Source organism: Mesorhizobium sp. P5_C1 (assembly GCF_054049815.1).
In genome coordinates, this window is record NZ_JBFULQ010000590.1 from 1 (window position 1) to 3,203 (window position 3,203).

At 58.6% G+C, this 3,203-nt stretch carries 3 protein-coding genes; 1 reads left to right on the plus strand and 2 read right to left on the minus strand.

Annotated elements, in window-relative coordinates:
• Positions 1-632: HAD-IA family hydrolase (locus tag ACXJ7R_RS28380; protein WP_457154720.1), on the minus strand; the 632-nt coding region annotated here is incomplete at its 3' end.
• Positions 625-1,419 (minus strand): IclR family transcriptional regulator, encoded by a 795-nt coding sequence (locus ACXJ7R_RS28385; RefSeq protein ID WP_457154721.1) that lies wholly within the window; start codon positions 1,417-1,419, stop codon positions 625-627. The genes ACXJ7R_RS28380 and ACXJ7R_RS28385, both read right to left, overlap by 8 nt.
• Before the next feature lie 275 nt (positions 1,420-1,694).
• On the opposite strand from ACXJ7R_RS28385, the gene ACXJ7R_RS28390 reads away from it, so the two are divergent.
• Positions 1,695-3,122 (plus strand): aldehyde dehydrogenase family protein, encoded by a 1,428-nt coding sequence (locus ACXJ7R_RS28390; protein WP_457154722.1) that lies wholly within the window; start codon positions 1,695-1,697, stop codon positions 3,120-3,122.
• Positions 3,123-3,203 lie beyond the last annotated feature (81 nt).

Sequence of the window (3,203 nt, forward strand, 5' to 3'; positions counted from 1 at the left end):
GCCTGGGCATAGCTTTCGCCTGGCCGGGTAACATCGAAGTGCACGATGTGCATCCCGACGTCCGACGCTCCTTTGACGTTCTTGGCCTGGTCGTCCACGAACACGCAATCCGAAGGGGCAAGGCCAAGCCCGTCGAAGACGAACCCGTAAGCGCGCGGGTCGGGTTTCAGGATTTTTGTGTACGTCGCGTCGACGATCAGGTCGAACATCTGAAGGAATGGAAGCTTGGACCGAAATCCCGCGCCATAGAACAGATCGAGCTCATTCGACAGGATGGCAAGCTTCTTACCCGCGTCCTTGGCAACCTCAATCGCGCGCAACGCCTCTGGTCTGATCATCAGCTGCGGATCATCACCCCGGATGCGCTGGAGGAACACGGGGAGTTCATCCCAGGTCTCGCCGAGGAGCTTGCCGGTCTCGCGTGCCCGCGTGTACCAGTAGTCCCGTTCGGTGATTGCCCCGGACTGCATCTGTYGCCACAACGCGTCGCCATCGGTGTCGAAGGGGCCCATCCAGTCAAGGGTGCCTGCAGGCAGTCCCAAGGCGGCCTCGTTCAGGCGCTGGGTTTCAAAGACCGTTTTCGAGATCACACCGCCGAAATCGAGGACAAGCGCACTACGGCGTTCAGGCATCAAGAAGATCCTTCGTTGCACGCAGGATGCTCGGATGAGGTTCAGCGCCGATTGCGCGAGATATTTCCACCGAAGCCCCGACTACGAGCCGTGCGGCTTTCAACTGCCTGTCCTTCGTCATTCGAGATGCGACACCGGCGATCGCCACCGATCCAAAAGCGTCGCCACTGCTGGAAAAGATCGGCGCGGCCACACCGCTCGATTCCACTTCAAAAGACCCAGGCGCAAAGGCGAAGCCGCGATTCCTGATTTGGTCCAATTGCGCCCGCAATTCCTCTTCGTCGACCACGGTATTTTTCGTGTACCTGACCAATTCTCCCTCGGCAAAAACCCCGTCGCGGACCTCAGGCGCGGCGAACGCCAGAAACGCCAGACCAGATGCGGTCGCGTGAAAAGGCAGCAATTGCGACGGGTTCACCCAGACACGGGTCGATCTCTTCGGCTCCGTCACCGCAACCGTGCTCATTGCGGTCTCGGCCGCCAGTGTGGCGTGCGCGGTTTCTTCCATCTCCTCGGCAAGCCTGTCGAGCACGGGATTGATGAATGACAGGAGCGGGAAACTAGCTTCTCTAACCCGAGCCAGCCTGAGTACGGCAATCCCCAGGCGGTATTTCTTGGTTTCCGCATGCTGTTCCACAAAGCCGTTGCGAATAAGCGCAACAAGGATCCGAAGAGTCGTTGCTTTGTCGACTTTGGACTTTCGGGCGAGGTCGCTCAGGCCCCATTCCGGTTCCTGCACGGTAAAATATGAAAGTAGATAAAGCGCCCTATCGACGCTTTTCATCATTGGAACTGTTTCCCCAGGTCCGGATTTCGGMACGATTTCCTCTCCTCGATGAGTGCTACTTGACAGAACTTCAAACCTAATGCAAGCTTTTTAAACTGATGGTGACAATAATGAACCGCGAAACGACGGTCAAGCCATAATGGGAAATCCGAATGAATTTGCCTCAAAACGCTCGTCCCGCTGGCTCGGTCTATCTGACCGCTGAAGGCAGCCCGCGACACCATTCCGATTTAGCGTGACTGAGAACGACTCGGAACCGACCGTAAGGACAACCAATGGATCAAATCCAGATCGACCAGCTTCGGGGGCTTTCAGTTCCGGAGCAAGGGCTTTTCATCGACGGAAAAGCGCGCAAGGCCCTGAAAGGCGGGACGCGCGAGGTGATATCGCCGCTTGATGGGTCAATCCTTACGCGCCTCGCTGAAGCCGAAGAAGGCGATATCGACCTGGCGGTGGCGAGTGCCAGGGCGAGTTTCGACCGTGGATTATGGTCGAGGGCTGCGCCGGCCGAACGCAAGAAGGTGATGCACCGCATCGCCGAACTGATCGAAAAGAATGCGCTCGAACTGGCCGTGCTCGGAGTCCGCGACAACGGCACCGAAATCTCAATGGCGATAAAGGCGGAGCCTGGAAGCGCAGCAAACACGTTCCGCTACTACGGCGAGTTGATCGACAAGGTCTACGGCGAAATCGCCCCGACGGCCGCTTCGGTTCTCGGCCTGGTTCATCATGAGCCGGTCGGCGTTGTTGGCGTGATTGTTCCGTGGAATTTCCCGATGATGATCGGAGCATGGAAAATCGCTCCCGCGCTGGCGGCCGGAAATTCGGTTGTCGTAAAGCCGGCTGAGGTCGCATCACTTACCTTGCTGCGTTTGGCGGAGATCTGTTCGGAGGCTGGCCTGCCGCCCGGCGTCTTCAATGTGGTCACCGGGCAGGGTTCCGTCGTCGGCGCCGCACTCGGACTCCACAATGACGTCGATGTGCTGGCTTTCACGGGCTCTGGTCCCGTAGGGCGGAGGCTTCTCGAATATTCCGCCCGATCTAATCTCAAGCGCGTCTATCTCGAACTCGGAGGTAAGTCGCCGAACGTGGTGTTCGCGGACGCACCGGATCTCGATCAGGCAGCCAAGGTCGCGGCCTATGGCATATTCCGTAATTCCGGTCAGGTTTGTGTAGCCGGTTCCCGCCTGCTTGTGGAGCGCGCCATCCACAGTGATTTCGCTCGCAAAGTGGCCGAGTTCGCCTCGAAAATGCGGTTGGGCGATCCTCTCGATCTAAATACCGAGGCGGGAGCGATTGTAAGTGGTGACCAACTCTCCAAGAACCTCGAATTTGTGACAAGGGCCAAGGCCGAAGGCGCCTCGCTACTGACCGGCGGGACCCGAATCCGCGAGGAAACGGGCGGCTTCTTCATGGCGCCGACAGTGTTTGACCAAGTCGCTTCAGACGCAGTCCTTGCCCAGGAAGAAGTGTTCGGCCCGGTGCTTGCGATCACGCCCTTTGACGATGAGGCCGCCGCGGTTCGGATCGCAAACTCGACGATTTACGGGCTGGCATCCGGCGTCTGGACGTCCAACCTCTCGCGCGCCCATCGCATGGTAAGGGCGATCAGGGCCGGCGTCGTCCACGTCAACACATATGGAGGGCCGGACATCACCGTGCCGCTCGGTGGCGTCGGACAATCTGGCAACGGTCACGACTAGTCGCCGCATGCCCTCGATAAATTCCTCAATCTCAAGACAGCGTGGATTCAACTCTGATGACCGAAAACAGTTCCCCAAGGT

Bases quoted from the DNA above. Each gene is read 5' to 3' on its own strand.
- ACXJ7R_RS28390 (WP_457154722.1), top strand. From the start codon at position 1,695: ATGGATCAAATCCAGATCGACCAGCTTCGGGGGCTTTCAGTTCCGGAG.
- ACXJ7R_RS28385 (WP_457154721.1), bottom strand. From the start codon at position 1,419: ATGATGAAAAGCGTCGATAGGGCGCTTTATCTACTTTCATATTTTACC.